Below are 22,820 nucleotides of genomic sequence, written 5' to 3' on the forward strand. Positions count from 1 at the left end.
GACTCGTATGTATTACCATACGAGAAAGGGGCGTTGTTTGTAGTGTCTACTGAAAGCAAGATTTTAGCGGTATTATCTCATGTATCGTATTTCTTTTTACCGATTATCCTCCCGGTGATCGTCCTGCTGGTCAAGCAAGATGACCAGTTTGTTAAACACCATGCCAAGCAGTCGCTTGTGTTCCATGCCGCGATCATTGTCGCGACCCTGATCGCTTGGCTTTTGACCCTCGTGCTGATCGGCTTCCTGCTCTTGCCGGTGATCTGGATCGTTGGGCTGGTCTTCACGATCATCGCGATCATCCGCGCGGTTGACAGCGAGTACTACCGCTACCCGGTTGCGGGTAATTGGGTGAAGTAAAGGCAAAGCTAACTAGCATCCTGTGCGAAAAGGGGTGCTCCATCATGGAAAACAGGCAGAACACGCTGGACACGATCTGGGAAGGGCTGCAAGAGCTTCCGCGCATGGAACTCAACCAGTTGTTTGCGTCGATGGGTCTGTCCAAAACGATGTATGCCAAGCTTCCGGACGAGGATGCGCGCAAGATGTTCCTCGGTCTTGCCACCCGCTTGGACGACAGCACACTGGGCGAAGTGGTTCAGCTCGTCCGGGCGTAGCACGGGAAAGGGGGCCGTGCGGCCTCCTTTTTTGTTTGCACCGGCCAACAACTGCATAGGTCGGCAACGGCTGCTAAATACTACCTGTACTCACATTTCGATGGAGGTGCAGCGTGGTGAATCCATACGCATGCCCGAATTGCCGCAACAAGATGAGGTTTCACATCTGCGATCAGAACCCTGTGTCAGTCAAGCTGAATCCGCAAACGGGCGAACTGGTGGAGTACATCGACCAGAACGATCTGATGGCGCACCCGTACAAAGGGGAAACGCGCCTGGTCGAATGCGCCGTCTGCGGGCTGGACGGCACGGAACTCCTGTTCGTCAAAGCAGCACAGCGGATGTAAAAAAATGGCGCCTCATCAACCTTTTGGGGGATGAGGCGGTTTTTTACGCTTTTGTCAAAGAAAATTCATGCTATACTAAATTGAGCCTGAAATCATGCATTTTATCTTCTGGAATTTTGGAAAGGTGGATTCTTCCTTGCTGCGAAATCTGTTTAGTATTTTGTTCCGCCCGCAAAAGACGGTCGACCGGCTGCTCGAAGAGCGCAAATTTGGTCAATCCTGGGGCGCAACTTGGTTCCTGATCGGCATCAACCTGCTGGTGATGGTCTTGCTGGGCGTCTGGCTGACCGGTGAAATCAGCGATTTGTCGGAACTGATCGATCCGTCCGGCGAGGGCATCGTCGATGCCTCGGCAATCGCTCTGATCTGGGGCGTTGGCGGCATCATCTCGCTGATCTCGATCGTGCTGAGCTTCATTTTGTCCCGTTTCTTCTTCAAATGGCTGGTCGTGCTGGGCATCCGCATGGTGGCTTCGCGCGAATATCCGACCGACCCGGCAGAGCGTCGGGAAAAAGGGCGTCTGGTCGAACTGATCCAGCCGTACACGATGTGGATTTACGTTGTGGCTTCGCTGGTCTCCGTGTTGTTCCTGCCGCTGGTCTTTGATATGAGCTCTATTGTTGAAATGATCGAGATGGCCGAAATGGGCGGCGACCCGGGCACCGATTCGGTCATGATGTTTGTCGGCCTCTTTATCTGGGGCGGGATTGTGCAACTGATCTCGCTGGGCCTGTTCATCTACATGATCATCGTCCGCGTGTTTGCGCTGAAGAAGATCTACAACATCTCGGCTGCCAAAGCGTTTTTTGGCCCGTTTATCACGTACATGATCGTGTACGTCGTGTTCTTTATCTTGTATATTCTGTTTGTTGCCACTGTTGCGATGATCCCGGCGTTGATCGATCCGAGCATGGTATAAGGAGTTATTGAGAGTTGAACGTGCGAAGTGCGCTGTATAAAATATTGTTCCGTCCTGCTGCCACGCTGGATGACCTGCTTTTTGAAGGCGATCAGAAAAGGTCTTGGCGGGCGACGAACGTTCTGGCGATCACGGATACATTGCTTGTGCTGGTCTTTTTGGCGGGCATGGCCATCTTGTATCTGGCAGGATCGGGAATCGCGACAGTTCCGTATTCCGAGATCTTCCCGATCTCGAAAACGCTGCTGATCACGATCCTTGTGGCAAGTGTGCCGCTGTCGTTTCTATGCTCGTGGGTGTTTCACGCGCTGGCCCGCTATTGCTTCGCTTGGATTGTGCGGACAGGGCTGCGGATTTCTGCCTGGGGGCAGTATCCGCGCGACCGGCAGGAGCAGGCGGAAAAGGCGAGGCAACTGCAGTTGATCCAGCCTTACACGGCGTGGGTCAACTGGATGCCCTCCCAGCTTTCGAATCTGCTCTATGGCGTCAGCATGTTTGTCGGCGCGTTTGTGGCGATGACCGGAAATACGGCTCTGACGGTGATCTGGTCGATCGTCTCCATCGTGCTTGGGCTGATCAGCTATATGGTTCCCCTCGGAAGTTACATCTACATGATCATCGTGCGCGTCATGGCGATTCAGAAGATTTACGGGATTTCCGGAGCGCGTGCGTTCTGGGGGCCATTTCTGATCTATGTGCTGATCTATGGGGTGCTGTTTGTCAGTTTCCTGGGCATCTTAGCTTGGGAATTCATGACGGGAACCTCAACCGCATAAGAAAAAGCCACCTCGTACAAGAGGTGGCTTTTTGCGTTTACGCGAGACGCTGGCGGACGGTGGTGACGATCTTGTCCTTCAGCGGGGTGATCGCTGTCAGAAGCGCGCCCCGCTCCGCTTCATAGGCGGACTTGCGCTCGGCGTCTTTCAGGCCGGGCAGGTTCATGTCCACGGTGAGCAGCGCAGACTGTGCAGCCGACTCCAGCAGGAAAGCTGCGATGCCGAGGTCGGAAATGACGTTTTTGTTCGCCGTCTCCGCGATCGTCTCCGAGATCTGCAGCGAATCGAGGCACAGGCGGGCCAGGCGCATCGGAACTTCTGTTGCATGGATCGACGCATCGGCCAGCGCCTGCGAACGGGACGCCTTTTGCTCGTCGGTGTCTTTCGGCAATTTTAAAGCAGCCATGTAGCGGTCAAACGATGCCATGTCTTCTTCGAGCAGTTGCTCAAATTGCGCGATCGCATCGGCCATCTTGCCGGCTGCTGCCGTCATCTCCGCTTCGACGTCGGCGAACTTCGCGCCTTGGGTCAGGTTGCCGACCATCGAGGTCATCGAAGCGCCAAGCGCTGCGACCAGCGCCGCGACCGAACCGCCGCCCGGTGTCGGGGAGTTGGACGCTGCCTGGGTCAGGAAAGAGCGGATCGTTGCATCAAACGTTGCCATTGAGATTGACCTCCTTGGTGCTCAGGTTTTGCAAAAGCATCGCCTGCATCAGGTTGGCGAACAGGAGCGCGGTGGTGACCGATCCCACGCCGCCCGGCGTCGGGGACATGCCGGCGACATGATCCATCACGTCAGGCGCCACATCGCCGGTGATGCCGCCGTCTTCCGTCTCGTTGATGCCGGCGTCGATGATCAAGAGATCCTTGTGCACCATCTCTGGCGTGACCAGGTTCTTCCGCCCGACCGCAACAAAGGCGATGTCCGCCTTGCGCAGGTGTGCGCCGATGTCCGGGGTGCGGGAGTGGCAGACGGTGACCGTCGCGTTTTCGCGCAGGAGCAAGTGGATCAGCGGCAAGCCAACCGTTTCGCCGCGGCCGACCAGCACGACATTTTTGCCGGCGAGGGAATGGCCGTAGTGCTTGAGCAGCCCAATGCATGCTTGCGGCGTGGCCGGGTATAGGCCCGGCGTGCCAGCTACGGTCGCCAAGAGATTGTGCGGATGCAGGCCGTCCACGTCTTTGTATTGCGCGATCGCCGAGGTCGCTTTTTTCGTGTCGATGTGTTTGGGCAGGGGCAATTCCAGCATGATGCCGTGCACCGCCGGGTCGTCGTTCAGCTGCTGAATGTTGCGCAAGAGTTCATCTTCGGTCACTTCGGTCGGGAAAGTGTGCAGCTCGTAGTCGATGCCGAGCTTCTCCGCCGCCTTGCCTTTCGCCTGTGCATAGTGATAGGAAGCCGGGTCGCCTTCGACCAGCAGCACCGCCATCTTCGGCGTGTGGCCTTTCGCTTTCCATGCTTCTGCCTTTTCTGTCACTTCTGCCCGGATAGCGTCTGCCACCGGCTTGCCTTTGAATGCTTGTGCCATCGTATCGATCCTCCTGAAATAGCGAACGATTTATTGTGTGGTACTAGGCAATGTTCGATATTTGCTGTTGTACCCGATTATACACGTCCAATTTCTGCTTGTCGACCCTGCTAAAAACGAAAAACGACCTCTGTTTGGTTTAGTTTTTCCAAGTGAGGTCGTTTTTTGCCGTGCTACACGTTTTTTGCCTTGCCTTTGACATACGTGTCGGAGAACAGGAACAGCCAGGCGAGGATGAACAGCCCCGGAATCAGCACCAGATAGCCGAGCCCAAGCGTCCAGAACAGGTACTTCGCCATCGTGGGATTGACGAACGCTTCTTCAATGTTCAAGAGCGGATAGAGCAGATAGGGCATGTGCGAATAGCCGTACGCCGCCACCGCCGCCGCATATTGCCCGATCACGAGCAGGAAGGTCAGCCCCGGCCATTTGCCGCGCTGCAGGAACATGTAGGCGTTGACGAACAGGAAGCCGGAGAGCAGCAGCAGCCACGAATATTCGGTCGACATCGCCAAAAAGTGCTCCGGGCGGTGATTGGCGAGCGGGAGCAAGATAAACGCCCCCGCTCCCAAGGCAGGCAGTCCGGTGTTCAGGGCAGCGAGGCGAAATTTTTCCCGGGCGACAGGCGAACCAGCGCGGGAGGCGTAAAAGTGCAGGAACACGGCCGACACGAACAGAACGCTGAGCAGCGCGAACAGCACAAACGTCCACTGCAGCGGGCTTTTCAGCACTTCGCCAAACAAGAGCACCAGCTTCCCGTCCTGTTCGACGACAAATCCGCCTTCCGAAACGGGGATGATGCTGACCAGCACCAGCGGCAGCAACAGCCCCGTCACCGCCTGCAAAAAGACGGCGAGCGGACTGCGCACTTTCGCGTAGTGGAAGTAGGCGAAAAAGGTGCCTTTCAGGATCAGCAGGAGCAAAGCGATCGTCCCCGGCAAGAGCAGCACCGTCCCGTACACATAGGCGCTCTTAGGGAAAAAGCCGACCAGCCCAACCACAAAGGCGATCAGGAACACGTTGGTCACTTCCCAAAACGGGGAGAGGTACTTTTCGATCACCTCTTCCACTTCGCGCGGCCACTTCCGCACCCGCGCCCAGAAGAGCAGGAACCCGGCGCCAAATTCCACCGAGGCCAGGATGATATAGGAGAACAAAAACAGCCAGAGCAGCGAAATCGCCAGTTCAGGAGTTGTCATCGCCGCATCCCTCCTCCGCTGTGGATCTCCCGGTACTGCGGATCTTGCTCAACCGGGCGTTTCTTAAAGAAGGAGATCATCACAAACGCCGTCGCCAGCGCGATCAGGAGATAAATCAGCACAAAGAGGAAAAAATACTCGCGTATCCCGGTCATCGAAGTGACCGCGTCTTCCATCTTCATCACGCCGTAGATGATCCAAGGCTTGCGTCCGATCTCGGTGAAGATCCAGCCGCACTCCATCCCGACGATGCCGACCGGTCCGAGCAGCACGGCGAGCCGGAGCATCCAGTTCGAGAAGGTGTATTTTTTCTTCCGCCAGCGCCCCCAGAGGAACAGTGCGGAGAGGGTGATGCCAAACACCCCGGCGGCCACCATCACTTGGAACATATAATGGATCTCCACCGGCGGCTGCACCTCTTTCGGGAAGGCATTCAGCCCCCGCACTTCCGCGTTGAAATCGCCGAAGGAGAGGAAAGACAGCATTTTCGGCAGCTCGATCTTATAATGAATCTCCTGCGTTTCTTTATCGACCAGCCCGCCGACGAGCAGCGGAGCCCCTTTTGTCGTTTCAAAAAGCGCTTCGGCAGCCGCCAGTTTCTCCGGGTTGTATGCGGCCATGTATTTCGCCGACACATCGCCGGCCACTGCGGTCAAAATCCCGGTGACGAGGGCAAAGCTCATCGTCAAGGTCAATGCTTTCTTGAAGTAGGAGATGCGCTTTTTGCGGAACAGAATGAAAAAGGCGGTCAAGGCGACAAGCGCGCAGGCGGTGGTGAAGTAGGACGAGGAGAGCACGTGAAACACTTTGCTGGGCGTCGCCGGATTCAAGATCGCAGCCAGCGGGTCGATGTCGACCAGTTGTCCATCCACGATGCGAAAGCCGGCCGGCGCGTTCATAAAAGCATTGACGGTGGTGATCAAGGCGGCCGACATCGACGAGCCGATGATCACGGGGAGGGAAAACAGCCAGTGCAGATAGGGGTTCTTAAAGCGGCCCCACGTATAGAGATAAATCCCGAGAAAAATCGCTTCCAGGAAAAACGCAAACGCTTCCATCATAAAAGGCAGGGAGATCAATTCTCCGGCCAGCTCCATAAATCTTGGCCATAACAAGTTCAACTGAAACCCGATCGTGGTGCCGGTGACCACGCCGACGGCGACGAGGATGACGAAGCCTTTCGACCAGCGTCTGGCCAGCAGGATGTATTCCGGATCTTTCTTGCGAATCCCGATCAATTCGGCCAAGGAGATCAAGACCGGAATGCCGACGCCAAGGGTGGCGAAAAAGATATGAAACCCGAGTGTAGTGCCTGTCAAAATGCGGCTGAACAGCAGATCGATCATCAAAAGCCACACCCTTTCTCTCTCTCTTTTTGAAGCGGAAGAAGCCTATCTGCTATTAGCATACGCCTGCCGCAGGGGTCAAAAAACGCGCTTTGGCGCGACGGAATGAACAGTTTGTGAAATAAATCACAATTGGAAAGCAGGACGAATTGGCGAGTCCATCGAAGTATATGAGTGTCCTTTTAAAAATAGAGGAGGTTCTCAATCCTATGAGCAAAAAAGATCGCAATCAGCAAAAACGCGATTTGAAAGCGCAACGTCGCGAGCGCGAGTTGAAAAAGAAAAAACGCCTGCCGATCATCTTCGGCGCAGTTGTTGCCGCGATCATCGTGCTGATCGGCGCGGTCGTGCTGTCCAACATGTACGACGAGAACCGTCAGCAGCAGGCAGCCCTGTATCAAAATGAGATCTCGACCGGCGAGATGGAGAAGAAGATCGCCAACAAAGAAGACTTCTTCGCCTACTTCTACCAGCCGAACTGCGAGCATTGCAAAGTGGTGTCGCCGATGCTGATGCCCTTGGCCGATGAGCTGAATGAGCCGTTGTTCCCGGTCAACATTTACAACAAGAGCGACGTGTGGACCGAATACACCGTGGCTGGCACCCCGACGTTGATCCACTTCCAGGACGGCAAGGAGGCTGGACGGATTGTCGGCGAACAACCGAAAGCAACCTTCGAAGAGTTCCTCAAGAAGTAATATCGTCAAGTGGCTGATCCTGGCCTTGCAGCTCGTTCTGGCCGGGATCTTCCTCTGGTCGGCGGTGTCGAAGTTTATGGACATCTTCACCTTTGGCGAGATCTTGCGCTCGTACAAGCTGCTGCCTGATGTGCTGATCAAGCCGTTGGCGATCCTGCTGCCGATCGCCGAGTTTTTCGTCGGCGTCGGCCTGCTGATCCGTCCGGTCGTCAACTATGCGGCGTGGGGCGTGATCGTGCTGTCGCTGACATTTGCGGTCGGACTCTTGTTTAACTACGGCGAAGTGCTGCCCTACGGGTGCGGCTGCTTTGGGCCGGAAGATGCGGCGGCGGTCGGCATCTGGGATGTTGGCAAAGACGTGCTGTTTATCGCTCTGGCGGCGCTCCTGTTGATTTTGAACCGCAAAAAAGCCCTTGCTTAAATGCAAGGGCTTTTTATATGATCAGAAGATTTTTTTGCGGTCGCGCTCTTCTTTGAGGATTTCAACCGCCTCGCGGAAACGCAGGGAATGGATCACTTCGCGTTCACGCAGGTAGGCGAGGCCGTCTTTGAGATCGGGGTCGTCGGTGAGGTCGATCAGCCATTGGTACGTGGCGCGCGCTTTTTCTTCTGCTGCAATGTCTTCGTAGAGGTCGGCGATCGGATCGCCTTTCGCCTGGATGTGACGCGTGGAGAACGGGACGCCGGCTGCGTTGACATAGAACAGGGCACGGTCATGATCGGCGTAGTAGGGATCGAGCCCGTTTTCCTTGATCTGTTCCGGGGTGGCGTCTTTCATCAATTTATAGACCATCGTGGCGATCATTTCCAGATGGGCAAATTCTTCGGTGCCGATGTCGTTCAATACGCCGATGACTTTGTCCGGCACGGTGTAGCGCTGGTTCAAATAGCGCAGCGCCGCAGCAAGTTCGCCATCTGCGCCGCCGTATTGTTCAAGCAAAAGCTTTGCCATGTGCGGGTCGCATTTGGACACGCGTACCGGGTATTGGAGTTTCTTTTCATAAATCCACACGTTGGCGTCTCCTCCTTACACTTGCCACGGCCAGGGTGCATCTCCCCACTCAAACGGTTCTTTGGAGAAGGAGTTGCCAAAACCCTGCAGCGGGCCAAATTTTGCATCGTGCTGCTGTTTGAGCTGCTGCTTCTTTTGGGCATAAAAGTTATATTGTTCAATCGCTTTCCGATCGGTGGGATGCGTGTTGAGATACAGGTTGAGTTCGACCAGCACGAAGTCGACCGCCTGCAGGTCGAGCAGGAGTTTGTAATACTCTTCGGGCATCTGTTTTTGATGATGCGTCATTGCTTCTCCACCTTCTTTCCTTCCACGCGCCCGTCATACGGGTCGTAGTACATCGGCCAGAGCGTTCCTTTCATCAGCGCTGTGTACGGGTCGAATTGCGGGAGATTGGGCGGCTGTACAGGCATATAAAGCTGAGGAGGCGTCTGGTAGGTCTTGGGCGTGATCGGCGGGCAGGGGTCAAACGGTGACACATACGGTTCGTAAACTTTACGACGGGTAAACATGTGGGCACAACCTCCCGTTTGTCGTGTTACCCCACAGTATGCAGGGACATCCGCACAGGTGCGGAGAGATCAAAAAAAGACCTGCGATACCGCCGATGCCGCCAAGGAAGAACCAGAATAACCATGCGACACCCGTCGATTTTTTATACTTGCTCAATCCTAAATCTAAAATCTGCAATTCCTGTGTTGTTAACTGCTGTTTTCGTAAAACGCTCAAAATTATTTTCATCCAATCGTTGCGGTTGGCCGCTTGAAAAAAATAGATATGGAAACAATGTTTGTCTAGCGGCTTCTTGCGATATATAATGGATTACGTGTATTAGGAATCGTCTCCTGTAACACTCTATTGGGAGTAACAATTTCCAGAGGAGGAACGAAATGAGCGACAAAGAGGTATTTCTGACCCGTGAAGGGCTCATGAAATTAGAAGAAGAATTGGATTTTCTGAAAAGCTCCAAGCGCAAAGAAGTTGCGGAACGGATCAAGATCGCAGTTTCTTACGGTGACTTGAGTGAAAACGCAGAATATGATGCAGCTAAAGATGAGCAGGCGTTCGTCGAGTCGCGCATCGTGCAGCTGGAGAAAATGATGCGCAATGTGCGGATCATCGAGCCGGGCGGCGATGACAAATCGATGGTCGCGATCGGTTCGACTGTGAAGCTGAAGGAATTGCCGGACGGCGATTTTGAAACGTATACGATTGTCGGTTCGACCGAATCTGATCCGTTTGACGGCAAGATTTCCAACGAATCTCCGATCGGGTCGGCGGTGATCGGGCGCACTGTGGGCGACAAGATCACGGTGAATACGCCGGGCGGCCAGATCGAATTCGAAGTTGTCGAGATCGTTTAGGGGCGGCCGGGTTTGATTCGAGGAGCAACCGCTGAGGACAGAGCGGCCGTACAGCGACTTTATGAACACCTGTGCCCGGAAGAGCCGGTTCGCGTGATCGCCTCGCGCATCGAAGCGATCTCAGAGGACCCGCACCATTTTCTCCTCGTGCATGAGACGGACGGAAGCGTCGACGGCAGTGTGTTTGTCAACTTCTGCCCAGACCCGATGTTTGGCACCCTGCCGTACGCGGTGGTGGAGAATCTGATCGTTGACCCGGAGCGGCGGGGGAACGGCATCGGCCGGCGTTTGCTGGAAGAGGTCGACAACCTCGCCCGTGAACACCGGGCGACGAAGATCATGCTGCTGAGTCACAAGAACCGGCAGGATGCGCATCAATTCTTTGCCAAACAGGGTTATGACGGCGACGTCTCCCGCGCTTTCAAGAAATATTTGGACAGCAACTAAGACGGCTTGGCTGCTTCGGCAGCCGGGCCGTTTTTGTTTTGTTAAAAAATTTCCAGGCTAGTCCGCCCACAGAGGCTGAATATCTTGTTACGAATGCTCTGGTACATCAACTTTATGGTTTCGGGGAGGTCGAGAATGGAGAATTGGAAAAAAGGTCTGGTCATAGGTCTCTTCTCGTCCATGCTGCTCGAGCAGCACGCAGTCGCGGCAAGCGTCGGGCTGAAGCGTGCGGATGCCACGGTTCATCACAGGACCGGGCTGCCGATGCCTTTGCTGGCCCTGCAGGAGGTGCCGCCATATCCGGTGGCGACGGCGAAGATTCAACAGCTTTGGCAAGAGCAGGAGGCATTGGTGTGGCAGCCGTTTGTGCCCGCCCCGGAGGCGGACCTGTCGGAAGGGATCGCCAGCAGGCTGGTGCTTGATGAGCTGGAAGTTCATGAGTTTGGGGAGCAGGAGGACGTGCACGAGGAAGTGCACGAGTTCGCCTCGCCGATGCTGGTCGCCAGCCGCAGCGGGATGAACCTGCCGCCGGTTGTGCCACAGCAGATGCAGGAGGAGGTCGCAGAACTGCCGGCGCCCGCTCAAGAGGTGCAAGCAGAGCAGCCGCAGGGGAGTCAGCCGGTGAGCAGTCCGGCTCCGACGCTGCAGCAAGGATCGGGTGCGACCGCGCCGCAGGGCGGCAAAGCGGTATCGGTGGCGATGCAGTATCAGGGCGTGCCGTATAAATACGGGGGCAGGACGCCTGGGGGATTTGATTGTTCCGGCTTCATACAATTCGTTTATAAGCAGTTGGGCGTCGAGCTGCCTCGTACAACGTATGCGCAGCTGGGCGCGGGAGTGCAGGTCTCGCAGGCGAACTTGCAGCCGGGCGACCTGATCTTCTTCTCCTGCGGCGGTGCGGCGACGTCGCATGCGGGAATTTACATCGGCAACGGGCAGTTCATCCATGCGGATGCGGACCGCGGGATCATGGTGGCAGCGCTCGACAATCCGTACTGGTCGGGCGTGTACCAGACAGCAGTGCGTATCTGATCCAATAGGGGTAATGGCACCTTTGACCGGCCGGATGAGTTCCCGGCCGGTTTTGTGCTACAATAAGCGGTAAGAGTTCCAAGATTGGACATGCCTGCAACAGATGAAGGAGGCACAACGTTTCATGACAGTGTTATGGTTACTGATCATCAGTTATCTGCTCGGTTCGATTCCGACCGCCTTGATCGTCGGCAAATTGGGCTACGGCGTCGATATCCGCACCGTCGGCAGCGGCAACTTGGGAGGCACCAATACATTCCGTTCGCTGGGCTTGACGGCCGGTCTGATCGTGACGGTGATCGACGTGCTGAAAGGGACGGCTGCAGCGGCGCTGCCGTATACGATGAACGTCGATCTGCACCCGATGCTCGCAGGTCTGCCTGCTGTGATCGGGCATTGTTTCCCGATCTTCGCCGGGTTTCGCGGCGGCAAAGCGGTGGCGACATCGGCCGGCGTCCTGCTGCTGGTCAGCCCCTTGTGCTTTGCAATCGCGGCGGTAGGCTTTTTCTCGACGCTTTACCTGTCCAAGTATGTCTCGCTGGCCTCGATTCTGGCCGTGATCTTCGCCCATACATATGCGATCTTCTTCGGTGATAAAATTCTTTCGATCGTCACCTTTGCCCTTGTCGTATTTATTCTCTGGCTGCACCGCGCCAACATCGAACGGATCGTAAACGGTAGTGAGCGCAAGATCACCTGGATGTAGAATGACGAATGAATAAAGACCCCGATTCTAAAAGAATTGGGGTCTTTAATTCGAATAGCCGGGCAGCCTGTTGTTTCATTTTTTCTCTCTTTCCAACTCTTCTACCCGTTCCTCAAGTTTACGGATTCTCATATTCAACATGTAGAACACAGGAAGATATGCAATTACCAGTGTGATTGCCCAACCCATTTTTTGACCTCCTTATGAATTCAAATGTTTGACAAATATGTATATACTTATTTCCCGAATACCTTTGAGTTTCCTGTTGATACACGGGAAGCATTTTTTCGTGCCTGTCCCAGTATGTATCAGGGAGGGGGACTGATCATGGAGCAGATCTATTTTCAGGAGCAAGTGAGCGGCACCGACGTGCTGATTTCGGACAAGGTGCTGCGCTTCGGACAGAAGACGTTCGTCAGCGAGCAGGTGACAACGGTTGATATCAAGAAAAGTGTGACGCGCAAAAATGTGCTGTTCTATTATTTCGTTGTCTGTTTCGGGTCGTACCTGGCGCTGCAAGAGCGCATCCTGACCTTTGCCGTATCGGATGCCTTGCGCATGGCCGGCTTCGCGGCGGCAGCGCTCTGCATTTTGCTGATCTGGCTGCAAGGGCGCAAGCAGACCCAGTACATCCTGCGCCTCGGCTCCTCGTCCGGCGTGGCAGATGCGTTCTCGACGCAGGATGCCAAGGCGGCCGTGCTGCTGCTCGACGAGATCAATGCGGCGCTTTCCAGACGCGAACAAGAAAAGACCCTCGGATGAGGGTCTTTTTGATGCTTGTTTGACTAGCTATGCGATCTGGTAGCAATAACCCTGAATGCAGATTCTATCACGTTCACACCAGCAGCCTGTTGCATTGCAAACTCTATGATAACCGATTCCGCATGGTACATCAGGTGCGATAGACTTGACGCCCATGGCGGAGGGAAGGAGGCATCGGCACCCTCTCTCGTCACAAACTAAAATCCAACCCGACGGACAAAAAGGAACAAATGCATAAGTCTGCTGCGGATTAACATTTGCCAAGAGATTGGTTCCTTGTGGATACGCCGACCGTCTTCTTTTTCTACACAAGATTGAACGCCTCCTCATGCTACCTGATTGGGTTCACATAGGCATGCTATTCCAATCTTCTACAAAAAGCTACACGACGCTCGACAAATGGGTTTTTGTCATCAGGATGGCGCTTTTAGAACGGTCTTGTTCGGTTAGAAGCCACAAGTAATCCGAAAAAGGACTCACTTCATTGCCCTTGAAGATATAAGAATAGAGTTGGAAATCTTCTCGAAAGGGCTTGGTCAGTTTGGAAGAAGTATACAACGGCATGTTGGCTATCGAGGCTTTAAAAAAGCGACTACAGACTTCCCCGGAAATTGTTGTTCAACTTGAGTCGGGTCATCTGGAAAACGTCACTTTCCGCTTTCAAGAACCTGCCAGTAGGAAGGAGCTGCATGCATTCAGCGAACATAAAGGATGGGTATTGCCTCCTGATTACAAAGCCTTCCTCGAGCGCCATAACGGAGCCATGCTCTTCACCCATCCTCGTAACGGTGGTGGGATGGAACTGCTCTCTACCGAAAGAATTTTCCTTGCAAACAATGCTTATGATGTTTTGCCCGATTTTGCGTATCCAGTTGGTTACGCCAATTTCCAATTTTGATCTGTATTGATTCGGAGCGTTGCAAGGCAGGACGTGAAGACTATCTGTTTTGGCAAAGCTGTTTGACCCAGTATGAGCATGCGGTCTATCTCAACTCGAACTTTTCCACTTGGCTGGATCGTTATATTATTGCTCAAGGGGCGGAGTTTTGGTTTTGGAAATGATAAATACAGAAAAAGCTGCCTAATAATCGGCAGCTTTTTCTGTATTTGATTGCTTGCTAGACGGATCATTTTTGGGGGCTACGAAGGAAGATTCCTCGTTGTTCTAATTGTTCCATCAAATACTGATGAAACTGCTCTAACCGTTCAAAAGACTCCTGATGCCTCCCTTGATCGCGCAAGAAGTGACAGAGACACATTGTGACTTCCTCTAGTTGATCGAGTTTGCCGTTGCGTTTAAAAATGGCAATTGCGTTATCAAGGTATGCAGTGCCTTTGTTTGTATCCTGTTGCTCGAAACAAATCAGGGCAAGAATGTGAAAAACATGTCCCATTGTAGAGTGCTGTGGAGGTAGTTTGAGCTTTGCTTTTTTCGCGTGTATCCATGCTTGATCGAATTCACCGTTTTCTACATAGATAAGGGCCAAATCTGCCAAAACTTGACCGGTTCTTGTTGTATCTCCTTTCTCCTCATATTTTTCGGTTAGCAGGAGCAATTCTTTTATGGAGCGTTCCACATCGTGCTTGCTACGTGTGAGCATTATCAATTTTTGTGCCCACTCTTGATACAGGTCGGCATCGTTTTGTTCTTCAAGTAGCAGACATGCTTTTGTGGCACATTCATCCGCACTTTCAAAGTTCCCTCGACGATAATGAGCATCGGCCAATTTGAGTAACATTTTTCCGCGATCAAGCGTATTGAGTTCGAGTAGATGCAACGCCTTTTCGTAAAAATCGGTCGCTTGGGAGAGTCTGCCTGTATTTTCGTAAAGGCTTGCCAACTGTACGAGAACTTTTGCCCGAAGTGATGAATCAATGTTCTCAGTCTTCTCTATCTCCTCATAAGCGTTCGTTGTGTGGTATATGGCGATGGCATAGTCATTATTCTTGCGATATGCGCTCCCGAGATGAAGCTGTGAGAGGATGAGAAGTTCTTTGTCGTTACGGATAAATGCCCACTCGTACACTTGTGTTAGATGAGGAATTGCTTCAGATGCATTGCCTAGCTCTAGATAGCAGTAGGCGATTTCAAGCTGAAGCTTAATTTTAGAGATATGGTGATTGTCCGATGTTAGCAATTCTTTCAGAAGGGGAATCGCAGAACGAAACTCTTTCGAACGAACAAGACCCACTGCCATCTTGTACTTGCTGCTATGTTCAAGTCCAAGCCCGACGTCTTTGAGCAAGTGTTCCAAAGGAACTTCAAGACGATCGGCGATTGCGTATAAAACTTTGTAGGAAGGGCGGGCACGATCGCTTTCAATCTGAGAAATCATGCTGGGTGTACATATGTCTTTACCAAGATCAATCTGGGTAAGTCCCTTCTTTTGTCTCAAGTCCCGGATTCTCTGTCCAAGAGAATTCATCACTCCACCTCTTTCACAAATGTTTTAAATATCCATTGTCTCGTTTAAAACGAGTATAGAAGTCGAAGTTTCCCCCAAGCAATACCAGAACAAGTACTTGGGATTAATACTGGTTAAGTTCGATTTGGTTAATATCGGTTGTGTAAACAAATGAGTCTGGGTATTATATTTATAGGGACTTTTCACAAAAGGAGAGAAATTATGTGGGTGTTCAGGAGATCGAGAGTGTTGGTCAAAGAATTAGGAGACTGAGGATTGAGAGAGGTTTGAGTCAAGTCGACCTTGCTGAACAGGTAGGCGTGTCGGACCGCTGGATAAGCCAAATTGAAAAAGGGAAGGCGACAGCATCGCCTGAACTTTTGAATAAAGTAGCAACGATTTTCAAAGTGCCAGTCATGGAGATTTTGCAACAGGAGGATCAATACTTTGAACTGGTAAGCCGGTTGAAGCTGGTGGAGGTCTTATTGGAATCGAAAAGTCCCACACAAGCTGAGGCGATCATCGCTGTACTTGGTACACTAGAAAATTTGTCTCGTGCAGATCAGACGCTTTTACAAACACTTGATGGAGAATGCAAATATCAACTTGGCCGATATGATGAAAGTCTTGCTATCCTTCAACCATTAGCGGATAAACTGGAATCGGATAACTACCGAGACGTACATATCCTTGCAAAGATCAGAAATATCATGGGCAGTTCGTATTTTCAAAAACAGCACTTCACAAATGCCCATTACAACTACCGGAAAGCATACGATCTCATTAATCAATTTGTACACTTCGATGCATTAGCTGCTAAAATCTCCTACAACGTTGCTGTCACCCTTCTGAAACAAGAGAGCTTTCAGGAATCGATCTATTACTTCGAACGCTCCTATTGTTACTTCAAAGAGAACAACAAAGCAGATGAGTTGGTTCACACGACGATCTCACAAGGGATCGCCTATCAGCATCTCCAAGAGTTCGAAAAGGCAATCGAGTATTTTAATTACGCGAAGGCGCTTTTGCAAATCAAAAACCAAAACCGGCTATTAGCGATTGTTGAACATACTATAGCTTCGGAAATCACTGCAAAAGAAGATCCAGAGCTAGCCTTGGAGCAACTAATGAAATGTATCCCGATCTTGGCTTGTGAAAAGGATTATTCAAGAATGGTTTTGATCTATTCCAAAGCAGCAGAGATAAATCTTAGACTTCAAAGATGGGATGAGGGGTCAGTTTGTCTCAATCAAGCTGGGGAACTAGTAAACAACTATGCTTTACATCAAGAAGCAGTCACAGGCGTCTTTCATAGAATTCGGGCAGAATTTTATTATAAAAGTCAGAGTTTTGATCAATCGCTAAGCGATGCATTTATTGCATCGGAAATATTTGCTACAATTGGTTTACTGAAAGAACAGGCAATGGCACTACAATTAGCTGTTGATTCATATCATCAGTTAGGTCATTTGGAAAAGGCATTGCAACTTTCTAAGGAATGTAATGCACTACTTCTTGATTATAGTAAAAAGGGGATTTGACTTCGTGAAAAAAATAATCGGATTACTGTTTATCGTTACAGTTCTGCTGGGGGTCGTTGATCTACAAAGCAAAGAGGAGGCATATATTGACACCCCTGGCCCGTTAACTATTTCGAAATTATTCACCTAAAATTAGGTGGAAAAGCCCTTCTCTCATGTTGAGGAGGGTTTATTTTAATATCTTTATTGGAGGTGTTTTGGTGCAAATCGACTGGTACTCAGTATTATTATCTGTGTTAGTAACAAGTGGCATTGGAACTTTTCTATTTCAGACCTTTATAAGAAATAAAATTAAAAACCTTTTTGATAAGAATCTTGAGAGTCATAGGCACACTTTAATGCTTATCACTGAGGAAACAAAATTTGATTTTCAGCGGAGGATTCAAGATTTTTCTCTCTTTACTTCGAAGAAGCACGAAGCATATCAAGAGTTGTATAAATTAATATTGATTGCTAATGGGAAGGTACTCAGTTTCTCTGGAGGATTCAAGTCAGAATTATCGTTTGAAGAGTTTTCAAAAGAGGATTTAGAGAAGTATATGACGGATAAGAAGGTTGTTTCGGGGAAAATGAAATATCTTCTTGAGATGTTGGAGTCTAACAGAAGAAAGGCAATAAAGGAGATGAAGGAATACATTTTGATGATTGATTTTCAAAAGGCATGGCATTCAATAAACGAAGCCCGGAATCTTCTCCTAATAAATGAGCTGTACCTATCGGATGAAGTTTCAAAGTCATCAAAGGATGTACTAAATATCATTGATCAATTGCTGTATTACTACGAATCACGGGATAAAGAGGATGTAAAAAATATCCAAATACTTGAATTGCAAAGACCGGGACAATTAGATCGTCTGAAAACATTGATGAGAGAAGAATTAGCTGGTATCTCAAAGGATAATTAGAAATATGTAAAAAGACCCTCGGATGAGGGTCTTTTTATCTGTATCGAAACCCAAACAACTGCTGCCCTGTATTCGCGTCATACACCAAGTTGGACTCGGTATGGTCCGGAGGTGCGTCGCCCGGTTTGGACGAAGGTACGCCTTTGACGGGGAAGTGGCCGTACAGCGTGACGATATAGACAGGGCGCTTTTGATAACGGTCTTGGCCGCTGAGCAGCCAGTATTCGATGCCGACCTTGTGCTTGGGGTCGGCGAAGGTGCGGCCGGTGGCGATTTTGTAGATCTCGCGCTTGGAGAGCGCGGGCGTGTCGGCCGGCTGTTCGAGGGTGATGTCGAGGTTCGTTTGCAGCTTGGCCAGATCTTGATGGACAAGGTGAAAGCGGGGCAGGTACATCAGGTACAACAGCAGGCAGCTGAGCAAAAGCACGAGCAGGGTCAGGGACCCTGCTCGTCTTGCATTTCTGCTCATGCTCATGCTTACACGATCTCCTTCGACCCGTCCGGCACTTTGCGCATCAGCCACATTCCGATCAGGACGAACAGGAGCAGCGAGAGGATCGCGATGCGCGAACCGAGGTCGCCGTAGTCGCGGAGCAGGTAGGTGATCACGCCCCAGACCATCGGGCCGATGATCGCGGAGACTTTGCCGGAGAGGGAGAAGAGGCCGAAGAACTCGCCGCGCTTCTCGACCGGGGACAGCTCGACGATCAAGGTGCGCGTCGACACCCAGGTCGAGCCCATGCCGATCCCGATCAGGATGCCGGTCACCCAGAACAGCGGCATCGTGTTCGCCACCGACGCGATGATCAGCGCCACCACCCACAGCCAGAGCACGACATAGATCGATTTCTTCGAACCGATCTTGTCGGTCACAAAGCCCATGATAAACGACCCGACCACCGCAAACGCCGTCGCCACCAGCAGGAACAGGGTCAGCTGCGACGCCGACAAGCCCATCACGCCCTGCGCATAGACCGACATGAAGGCGATGACCGTGTTGATCGCATCGGTGAAGAAGAAGTAGGCGATCAGGAAGCGGAACAGCCCTTTGTACTCTTTCGCCGACTTGAAGGTGCGCCAGACGCGGCTGTAGCCTTCTTTGACGATCGAGCCTTGAAACGCCTGTCCGTCCGCCGCAGCGTCGCGGCGGTCTTTGACCATGAAGAACAGGGGCAGGGAGAAGACGAGGAACATCAAGGCGGTTGGCACAAACGCGTTTAGATTGACGCCGCCTTCCGTGCCCGGCGCAACGGGCGCTAAGTACAGCACCTTCGACACCCAGTCCGGCACGCCGCCGGTGACAAACGGGGTGATCGCCAAAAGCCCGATGATCGTCCCGACATAGCCAAGCGCCACGCCAAATCCGGAGATGCGCCCCATCTCGGAGCGGGAGCCAAGGTCGGTGATCTGCGCGTTGTAAAAGATCAGCGATGCGTTATACGCGAAGTTGGCGAGGATAAAAAGTCCCAATCCTACATATAAAATGGAAGGATGAGTGCCAAGCATCTGTCCAACTACCCCGATTGCACCCGTTGCGACAATCGACGTCAAAGCAAAGGTGATCAGATAAGGACGCTTTTTCTGCCGCACATCGATCAGCACGCCGAACAAAGGCGAAAGCAGTGCGATGAAGATCATCGAGATCGACACGGCGAAGGAGAACATGATGTCTTCCTGACCCAGCGTTTCGGTCACAAACAGCGGGAAATAGCGGGAGACGATGTTCATCGAAAAGATCGTGTTGGCGAGGTCGTACATGGCCCATGCCAAAATCGGCAAGGAGAAGAACAGACTTGCGTTGCGGGAAGTGCCGCGTTCAATCTGCGGTTCCATGCGAATCCTCCTTCAGGGGATGAGAGTGAATTTTTGAAATCTTGTACTTGTTCAAGGATGTACGCAGAAAAACCTGCCCCCAGAACTATAATTTTACAGAAAAATAAAAGTTCAGGTATAATTGCTGGTAGAAGGGGGAGTCTGGATGTTCTTGTACCGTCTCGAAGCAAAAGGGAAAGGATTCCCTGATTCTCAACTGTTTGTCCTCGCCGAAGATGAGGAGGGAGCGTTTGCCTCGGCAGAAGCTCTGCTCGAACGCAGTGCCCTGGGCCTGATCACGATCGACGAGTTTGCCATCATTGAGAAAAAGCGGGCCGAAAAAGGGTCCGGCTATGTTGTGGAAACAACGAACTGATATACATATCAAAGGGGGAACCATGCCTTGTCGACCAACAAATTGTTGACCCGCGACCAAGTTGCGGAACATGAAAAATGGAACCTGGAAGCGATGTACGCGACCAACGACGCGTGGGAAGCTGATTTCAAAAAAGTGCAGGACCTGCTGCCGGAAGTGGCCCAGTACCGCGGCCGTCTCGGCGAAGGGGCTTCCACCCTGCTCGAATGGATGCGCCTGAATGAAAAGATCGGGCTGACCTTCGACAACGTATTTGTCTACGCACATATGCGCTACCACCAAAACACCGGCGATTCGTTCTACCAGGGCCTCTCCGACCGCGCGTCGATGCTGGCGGCCGAAGTGTCGAGCGAACTGTCCTTCGTCAACCCGGAACTGCTTGGCCTGCCGGAGGGCACGCTGGAGCGCTTCATGGACGAAAATGAAGATCTGCGCATGTACAAGATCGTCTTCACCCGCCTGCTTCGCGAAAAAGAGCATGTGCTGTCTCAGGAAGTGGAAGAAGTGCTGGCGAAAGTCAGCGAGATCGCCGAAGCGCCGGGCTCGATTTTCTCGATGTTCTCGAACGCTGACCTGAAAATGTCGTCCGTGCAGGACTCGGAAGGCAACGAGCACGAAGTCAACGAAGGCCGCTACCGCAACCTGCTCGAATCGAAAGACCGCACCCTGCGCGAGCGCGCATTCAAGTCGCTGTTTAGCGCATACGGCCAGTTCCGCAACACGCTGGGCTCCACGTACAACAACAACGTCAAGAAAAACGTCTTCTACGCGAAGACGCGCAAATACAACACCACGCTGGAAGCGGCGCTGTCCGGTGACAACGTGCCGGTTGACGTGTACAACAACCTGATCCAGGCCAACCACGACAACCTGCCGCACCTGCACCGCTACCTCGAACTGCGCAAGAAGGTGCTCGGCGTCGACGAGTTGCACTACTACGACTTCTTCGTGCCGATGGTTGAATCGGTCGACATGACGATCCCGTGGGAAAAAGGCAAAACGATGTCGCTCGACGCGCTGCAGCCGCTGGGCGAAGAGTATGTCACCACCGTGCAGCGCGCGTTTGACGAGCGCTGGGTCGACGTGTTCCCAAATGAAGGCAAGCGCAGCGGCGCTTACTCCTGGGGCACCTACACCTCGCCGCCGTTCCTGTTCCTGAACTACACCGAGACGCTGGATGACGTGTTCACCACCGTTCACGAACTGGGTCACTCCATGCACTCCTACTACACGATGAAGACCCAGCCGTTCATCTACGGCAACTACACGATCTTTGTCGCGGAAGTGGCTTCGACCTTGAACGAGAACCTCCTGCTCTCCAAGATGCTGCGCGAGGAGACCGACAAGCAGAAGCGCATGTACCTGCTGACTCATTCGCTCGACCAGTACCGTTCGACGATGTTCCGCCAGACGATGTTTGCCGAGTTCGAGAAGATCGTGCACGGCCTCGTCGAAGAAGGTCACCCGCTCAATGCCGACCTGCTGTCCCAGGTGTACCTCGACCTGAACATCAAGTACTACGGCCCGGTGCTGACCCTCGATGAGGAACTGAAAAACGAGTGGGCGCGCATCCCGCACTTCTACGATGCGTTCTACGTGTACAAATACGCGACCGGCTTCGCAGCTGCTGCAGCGCTGGCTCGCCAAATCCAAGAGGAAGGCGCTCCGGCTGTGGAACGCTACCTGAACTTCCTCAAAAAAGGCTCGTCGGAAGATCCGATCGACCTGCTGAAAGGCGCAGGCGTCGACATGTCTTCCCCGCAGCCGATCCACGACGCGTTCAAAGTGTTTGTGGAGCGTCTGGATGAACTGGAAGCGTTGATCAACGAACAGTAAAGCTATTGTAAATAGTAAAAAAGGCACCCTGATTACAGGGTGCTTTTTCTTGTTTTATCGAACAAAAAAAGGAATCTACAGGAAAAGTGAAGAACTTTAATAGAGTAAGCTTTCAGAAAATGAGCAGGTTGTGCAAGAGGTGTTTGAGAGATGACATCAGCCCTGTCAGAAACAATACTCGATTCGATGCCGTTGGGACTTGTCGCCATCGACAATACGATGACGATCATCCGCTATAACGAAGCGGCGGCGAACATCATGGGTTTGCCGGTGGAGCATGTGCTGGGCCGAAACATCGACGATGTGTTCCGCCCGCGCGCCAATGAGCGGACGATTCAATTGACGCTGGAAAGACAGATCGAGTTTCGCAACTATGAAGTGCAGATTGAAGTGTGCGGGCAGATGCAGTGGTTGTTGATCAACACCTGGCTGATGCGCGGCGACCACGGAGAGGTGCTGGGGGCCACCATGGCCTTTTCGGACATCACGGCGGTCAAAGAGATGGAGCAGCATCTGGTGCGGTCGGCGCGGCTGGTCACCATCGGCGAGATGGCGGCAGGCGCAGCGCATGAGATTCGCAATCCGCTCACGGTGATCAAAGGCTTTTTGCAGCTCTGGGAGCGAGATCATCAGCATCCCTATCTGCCGCTGATCCTGCGCGAGGTCGACCATATCGACAAGATCGTCCAGCAGTTCCTGCAGCTCAGCAAGAAAGATCTGCAACACACCGACGGACAGAAGGAGTTCGATCTGCTGGAAACGATCCGCGATCTCAACGGCCTGTGCGATTCGGAAGCGATATTGAACGGAATTGAGTTTACCTTGCACCATGAAGCAGACCCGATCCCGGTGCTGCTCAACCGCACGGAGTGGAAGCAGATCGTGGTCAATCTGATCCGCAATGCCTTTGATGCGTTTACGGAAGCGCATCCCAACAAACAGGTGCAGGTGCACCTGCGGCGGCGCAGAGATCATGCCGCCCTGTTTATCGTCGACAACGGGTCGGGCATGTCCAAGCAGTTGCTGCGCCAGGTCCGCGACGCCTTTTTTACAACCAAAGAAAACGGAACGGGCCTTGGCCTCGCGATCTGCGAGAGCCTGGCCGCCCGCAACGGCTGCCGGTTTCGCATGTATTCGCGCGAAGGCCGGGGAACGGTCGTCGTGCTGCAAGTTCCGTTGCGCTAAAAAGGA

The 22,820-nt window shown here is 52.5% G+C and carries 28 protein-coding genes; 18 read left to right on the forward strand and 10 right to left on the reverse strand.

Going from position 1 to position 22,820, the window contains the following annotated elements:
* The first annotated feature begins 42 nt into the window (after positions 1-42).
* The 5 genes from CBW65_RS13040 (at position 43) to CBW65_RS13060 (ending at position 2,659) form a co-directional block, all read left to right on the forward strand.
* Positions 43-360, forward strand: coding sequence for a DUF4870 domain-containing protein (locus CBW65_RS13040; RefSeq protein ID WP_157721930.1), 318 nt, complete (start codon positions 43-45; stop codon positions 358-360).
* A gap of 44 nt (positions 361-404) precedes the next feature.
* Positions 405-617 carry a hypothetical protein gene (locus CBW65_RS13045; protein WP_087457217.1) on the forward strand — a complete coding sequence of 71 codons (213 nt, stop codon included), beginning with the start codon at positions 405-407 and terminating at the stop codon, positions 615-617.
* Between the two features lie 116 nt (positions 618-733).
* Positions 734-964: a DNA alkylation repair protein gene (locus CBW65_RS13050; protein WP_232463318.1), complete on the forward strand. Its 231-nt coding sequence runs from the start codon at positions 734-736 to the stop codon at positions 962-964.
* Between the two features lie 136 nt (positions 965-1,100).
* Positions 1,101-1,883 (forward strand): hypothetical protein, encoded by a 783-nt coding sequence (locus tag CBW65_RS13055; RefSeq protein WP_157721931.1) that lies wholly within the window; start codon positions 1,101-1,103, stop codon positions 1,881-1,883.
* A gap of 14 nt (positions 1,884-1,897) precedes the next feature.
* Positions 1,898-2,659: a hypothetical protein gene (locus CBW65_RS13060; protein ID WP_087457220.1), complete on the forward strand. Its 762-nt coding sequence runs from the start codon at positions 1,898-1,900 to the stop codon at positions 2,657-2,659.
* A 37-nt stretch (positions 2,660-2,696) separates the two neighbouring features.
* Here CBW65_RS13060 and CBW65_RS13065 read toward each other — a convergent pair whose 3' ends face one another.
* The 4 genes from CBW65_RS13065 to CBW65_RS13080 all read right to left on the reverse strand — a co-directional run bounded on the left by CBW65_RS13065 (position 2,697) and on the right by CBW65_RS13080 (position 6,733).
* On the reverse strand, positions 2,697-3,323 hold the full coding sequence (locus CBW65_RS13065; RefSeq protein ID WP_232463319.1) for a cyclodeaminase/cyclohydrolase family protein: 627 nt from the start codon (positions 3,321-3,323) through the stop codon (positions 2,697-2,699).
* On the reverse strand, positions 3,310-4,188 hold the full coding sequence (locus CBW65_RS13070; protein WP_087457222.1) for a bifunctional 5,10-methylenetetrahydrofolate dehydrogenase/5,10-methenyltetrahydrofolate cyclohydrolase: 879 nt from the start codon (positions 4,186-4,188) through the stop codon (positions 3,310-3,312). The genes CBW65_RS13065 and CBW65_RS13070 overlap by 14 nt, the downstream gene beginning before the upstream one ends.
* A gap of 173 nt (positions 4,189-4,361) precedes the next feature.
* Positions 4,362-5,387, reverse strand: a complete 1,026-nt coding sequence (locus tag CBW65_RS13075; RefSeq protein WP_087457223.1) for a cytochrome d ubiquinol oxidase subunit II — start codon at positions 5,385-5,387, stop codon at positions 4,362-4,364.
* Complete coding sequence (locus CBW65_RS13080; RefSeq protein WP_198299617.1) at positions 5,384-6,733, reverse strand: cytochrome ubiquinol oxidase subunit I; 1,350 nt, start codon at positions 6,731-6,733, stop codon at positions 5,384-5,386. Before CBW65_RS13080 ends, CBW65_RS13075 begins: the two co-directional genes overlap by 4 nt.
* A 209-nt stretch (positions 6,734-6,942) precedes the next feature.
* Between CBW65_RS13080 and CBW65_RS13085 the strand changes: the two genes are divergently transcribed.
* Both CBW65_RS13085 and CBW65_RS13090 read left to right on the forward strand, forming a co-directional pair.
* Positions 6,943-7,431 (forward strand): thioredoxin family protein, encoded by a 489-nt coding sequence (locus tag CBW65_RS13085; RefSeq protein ID WP_157721932.1) that lies wholly within the window; start codon positions 6,943-6,945, stop codon positions 7,429-7,431.
* Positions 7,382-7,852 carry a MauE/DoxX family redox-associated membrane protein gene (locus tag CBW65_RS13090; protein ID WP_157721933.1) on the forward strand — a complete coding sequence of 157 codons (471 nt, stop codon included), beginning with the start codon at positions 7,382-7,384 and terminating at the stop codon, positions 7,850-7,852. Before CBW65_RS13085 ends, CBW65_RS13090 begins: the two co-directional genes overlap by 50 nt.
* A gap of 21 nt (positions 7,853-7,873) precedes the next feature.
* Here CBW65_RS13090 and CBW65_RS13095 read toward each other — a convergent pair whose 3' ends face one another.
* From CBW65_RS13095 to CBW65_RS13105, 3 genes are read right to left on the reverse strand one after another with little or no spacing between them, the layout of a single operon-like run.
* Entirely contained in the window at positions 7,874-8,443 is a 570-nt protein-coding gene (locus tag CBW65_RS13095; protein ID WP_087457226.1) for a manganese catalase family protein, read from the reverse strand.
* A gap of 15 nt (positions 8,444-8,458) precedes the next feature.
* Complete coding sequence (locus CBW65_RS13100) at positions 8,459-8,731, reverse strand: spore coat protein CotJB (RefSeq protein WP_087457227.1); 273 nt, start codon at positions 8,729-8,731, stop codon at positions 8,459-8,461.
* Positions 8,728-8,955, reverse strand: coding sequence for a spore coat associated protein CotJA (locus CBW65_RS13105; protein ID WP_087457228.1), 228 nt, complete (start codon positions 8,953-8,955; stop codon positions 8,728-8,730). Before CBW65_RS13105 ends, CBW65_RS13100 begins: the two co-directional genes overlap by 4 nt.
* Before the next feature lie 378 nt (positions 8,956-9,333).
* On the opposite strand from CBW65_RS13105, the gene greA reads away from it, so the two are divergent.
* The 6 genes from greA to CBW65_RS13135 all read left to right on the forward strand — a co-directional run bounded on the left by greA (position 9,334) and on the right by CBW65_RS13135 (position 13,652).
* Positions 9,334-9,807, forward strand: coding sequence for a transcription elongation factor GreA (gene greA / locus CBW65_RS13110; RefSeq protein WP_087457229.1), 474 nt, complete (start codon positions 9,334-9,336; stop codon positions 9,805-9,807).
* Between the two features lie 12 nt (positions 9,808-9,819).
* Positions 9,820-10,254, forward strand: coding sequence for a GNAT family N-acetyltransferase (locus tag CBW65_RS13115; RefSeq protein ID WP_087457230.1), 435 nt, complete (start codon positions 9,820-9,822; stop codon positions 10,252-10,254).
* A 135-nt stretch (positions 10,255-10,389) separates the two neighbouring features.
* Positions 10,390-11,286, forward strand: a complete 897-nt coding sequence (locus CBW65_RS13120) for a C40 family peptidase (RefSeq protein ID WP_198299618.1) — start codon at positions 10,390-10,392, stop codon at positions 11,284-11,286.
* A 124-nt stretch (positions 11,287-11,410) separates the two neighbouring features.
* Positions 11,411-11,992, forward strand: coding sequence for a glycerol-3-phosphate 1-O-acyltransferase PlsY (plsY, locus tag CBW65_RS13125; protein WP_087457232.1), 582 nt, complete (start codon positions 11,411-11,413; stop codon positions 11,990-11,992).
* 327 nt (positions 11,993-12,319) lie between these two features.
* Positions 12,320-12,754 (forward strand): DUF6232 family protein, encoded by a 435-nt coding sequence (locus tag CBW65_RS13130; protein WP_087457233.1) that lies wholly within the window; start codon positions 12,320-12,322, stop codon positions 12,752-12,754.
* Positions 12,755-13,295: 541 nt separating this feature from the next.
* On the forward strand, positions 13,296-13,652 hold the full coding sequence (locus tag CBW65_RS13135) for an SMI1/KNR4 family protein (RefSeq protein WP_157721934.1): 357 nt from the start codon (positions 13,296-13,298) through the stop codon (positions 13,650-13,652).
* Positions 13,653-13,881: 229 nt separating this feature from the next.
* Here the strand turns inward: CBW65_RS13135 and CBW65_RS13140 are convergent, their stop codons facing one another.
* Positions 13,882-15,180 (reverse strand): helix-turn-helix domain-containing protein, encoded by a 1,299-nt coding sequence (locus tag CBW65_RS13140; RefSeq protein WP_087457235.1) that lies wholly within the window; start codon positions 15,178-15,180, stop codon positions 13,882-13,884.
* Between the two features lie 203 nt (positions 15,181-15,383).
* On the opposite strand from CBW65_RS13140, the gene CBW65_RS13145 reads away from it, so the two are divergent.
* Positions 15,384-16,700: a helix-turn-helix domain-containing protein gene (locus tag CBW65_RS13145; RefSeq protein WP_157721935.1), complete on the forward strand. Its 1,317-nt coding sequence runs from the start codon at positions 15,384-15,386 to the stop codon at positions 16,698-16,700.
* 200 nt (positions 16,701-16,900) lie between these two features.
* Positions 16,901-17,605 (forward strand): hypothetical protein, encoded by a 705-nt coding sequence (locus tag CBW65_RS13150; protein ID WP_087457237.1) that lies wholly within the window; start codon positions 16,901-16,903, stop codon positions 17,603-17,605.
* A gap of 34 nt (positions 17,606-17,639) precedes the next feature.
* Here CBW65_RS13150 and CBW65_RS13155 read toward each other — a convergent pair whose 3' ends face one another.
* Both CBW65_RS13155 and CBW65_RS13160 read right to left on the reverse strand, forming a co-directional pair.
* Positions 17,640-18,080 carry a hypothetical protein gene (locus CBW65_RS13155; RefSeq protein ID WP_087457238.1) on the reverse strand — a complete coding sequence of 147 codons (441 nt, stop codon included), beginning with the start codon at positions 18,078-18,080 and terminating at the stop codon, positions 17,640-17,642.
* Positions 18,081-18,082: 2 nt separating this feature from the next.
* A complete protein-coding gene (locus CBW65_RS13160) occupies positions 18,083-19,438 on the reverse strand; it encodes an MFS transporter (RefSeq protein WP_087457239.1) in 1,356 nt (451 codons plus the stop codon).
* 145 nt (positions 19,439-19,583) lie between these two features.
* Here CBW65_RS13160 and CBW65_RS13165 point away from each other — a divergent pair, with 145 nt between their 5' ends.
* The 3 genes from CBW65_RS13165 (at position 19,584) to CBW65_RS13175 (ending at position 22,814) form a co-directional block, all read left to right on the forward strand.
* A complete protein-coding gene (locus CBW65_RS13165; protein WP_087457240.1) occupies positions 19,584-19,793 on the forward strand; it encodes a DUF3906 family protein in 210 nt (69 codons plus the stop codon).
* Positions 19,794-19,820: 27 nt separating this feature from the next.
* Positions 19,821-21,629: an oligoendopeptidase F gene (gene pepF / locus CBW65_RS13170; RefSeq protein ID WP_087457241.1), complete on the forward strand. Its 1,809-nt coding sequence runs from the start codon at positions 19,821-19,823 to the stop codon at positions 21,627-21,629.
* A 150-nt stretch (positions 21,630-21,779) separates the two neighbouring features.
* Positions 21,780-22,814 (forward strand): two-component system sensor histidine kinase NtrB, encoded by a 1,035-nt coding sequence (locus CBW65_RS13175; RefSeq protein ID WP_087457242.1) that lies wholly within the window; start codon positions 21,780-21,782, stop codon positions 22,812-22,814.
* Positions 22,815-22,820 lie beyond the last annotated feature (6 nt).

Origin of the sequence: Tumebacillus avium (assembly GCF_002162355.1) — a bacterium.
GTDB lineage: Bacteria > Bacillota > Bacilli > Tumebacillales > Tumebacillaceae > Tumebacillus_A > Tumebacillus_A avium.

What these genes read in the sequence shown, in the direction of transcription:
- plsY (WP_087457232.1), top strand. Translation starts at nt 11,411, where the DNA reads ATGACAGTGTTATGGTTACTGATCATCAGTTATCTGCTCGGTTCGATT.
- CBW65_RS13130 (WP_087457233.1), top strand. Translation starts at nt 12,320, where the DNA reads ATGGAGCAGATCTATTTTCAGGAGCAAGTGAGCGGCACCGACGTGCTG.
- CBW65_RS13100 (WP_087457227.1), bottom strand. Translation starts at nt 8,731, where the DNA reads ATGACGCATCATCAAAAACAGATGCCCGAAGAGTATTACAAACTCCTG.
- CBW65_RS13070 (WP_087457222.1), bottom strand. Translation starts at nt 4,188, where the DNA reads ATGGCACAAGCATTCAAAGGCAAGCCGGTGGCAGACGCTATCCGGGCA.
- CBW65_RS13075 (WP_087457223.1), bottom strand. Translation starts at nt 5,387, where the DNA reads ATGACAACTCCTGAACTGGCGATTTCGCTGCTCTGGCTGTTTTTGTTC.
- CBW65_RS13120 (WP_198299618.1), top strand. Translation starts at nt 10,390, where the DNA reads ATGGAGAATTGGAAAAAAGGTCTGGTCATAGGTCTCTTCTCGTCCATG.
- CBW65_RS13080 (WP_198299617.1), bottom strand. Translation starts at nt 6,733, where the DNA reads ATGATCGATCTGCTGTTCAGCCGCATTTTGACAGGCACTACACTCGGG.
- CBW65_RS13155 (WP_087457238.1), bottom strand. Translation starts at nt 18,080, where the DNA reads ATGAGCATGAGCAGAAATGCAAGACGAGCAGGGTCCCTGACCCTGCTC.
- CBW65_RS13045 (WP_087457217.1), top strand. Translation starts at nt 405, where the DNA reads ATGGAAAACAGGCAGAACACGCTGGACACGATCTGGGAAGGGCTGCAA.
- CBW65_RS13065 (WP_232463319.1), bottom strand. Translation starts at nt 3,323, where the DNA reads ATGGCAACGTTTGATGCAACGATCCGCTCTTTCCTGACCCAGGCAGCG.
- CBW65_RS13085 (WP_157721932.1), top strand. Translation starts at nt 6,943, where the DNA reads ATGAGCAAAAAAGATCGCAATCAGCAAAAACGCGATTTGAAAGCGCAA.
- CBW65_RS13160 (WP_087457239.1), bottom strand. Translation starts at nt 19,438, where the DNA reads ATGGAACCGCAGATTGAACGCGGCACTTCCCGCAACGCAAGTCTGTTC.
- CBW65_RS13175 (WP_087457242.1), top strand. Translation starts at nt 21,780, where the DNA reads ATGACATCAGCCCTGTCAGAAACAATACTCGATTCGATGCCGTTGGGA.
- CBW65_RS13140 (WP_087457235.1), bottom strand. Translation starts at nt 15,180, where the DNA reads ATGAATTCTCTTGGACAGAGAATCCGGGACTTGAGACAAAAGAAGGGA.
- CBW65_RS13105 (WP_087457228.1), bottom strand. Translation starts at nt 8,955, where the DNA reads ATGTTTACCCGTCGTAAAGTTTACGAACCGTATGTGTCACCGTTTGAC.
- CBW65_RS13165 (WP_087457240.1), top strand. Translation starts at nt 19,584, where the DNA reads ATGTTCTTGTACCGTCTCGAAGCAAAAGGGAAAGGATTCCCTGATTCT.
- greA (WP_087457229.1), top strand. Translation starts at nt 9,334, where the DNA reads ATGAGCGACAAAGAGGTATTTCTGACCCGTGAAGGGCTCATGAAATTA.